The sequence below is a fragment of the Ligilactobacillus equi DSM 15833 = JCM 10991 genome, assembly GCF_001435735.1.
Taxonomy (GTDB): Bacteria; Bacillota; Bacilli; order Lactobacillales; family Lactobacillaceae; genus Ligilactobacillus; species Ligilactobacillus equi.
In genome coordinates this window covers 1-262 of sequence record NZ_AZFH01000169.1, presented here as the reverse complement: position 1 = coordinate 262, position 262 = coordinate 1, and the positions used below count along the sequence as shown (strand labels likewise).

General features: G+C 47.7%; 1 pseudogene. It reads right to left on the bottom strand.

What is annotated here, in order from left to right:
* Positions 1–262: pseudogene (locus FC36_RS12225) on the bottom strand (hypothetical protein); the annotation flags it as partial.

Below are 262 nucleotides of genomic sequence, written 5' to 3'. Positions count from 1 at the left end.
TTCTCGGCAGTCCCAATCAATTCAACTTCCTTTTCTTTCTTCTGATCATAGTAATTCACCCATACTTTAACTGGCAAGTCCTCTTTAACTTGCACCAAGGCTTGGGCCAAAACCTCTTGTTCATCACTGGCTAAAATCTGCTGGGAAGACCTTACCTCAGCCTTTTGTGCCAATAACTCCTCATAGCCTGTCAAGGCTACAAAAGGCATGAATTGGGCAGCACATTCCGCGCGAGGCATGGCGGGGTGAGCCCGTGATTTGG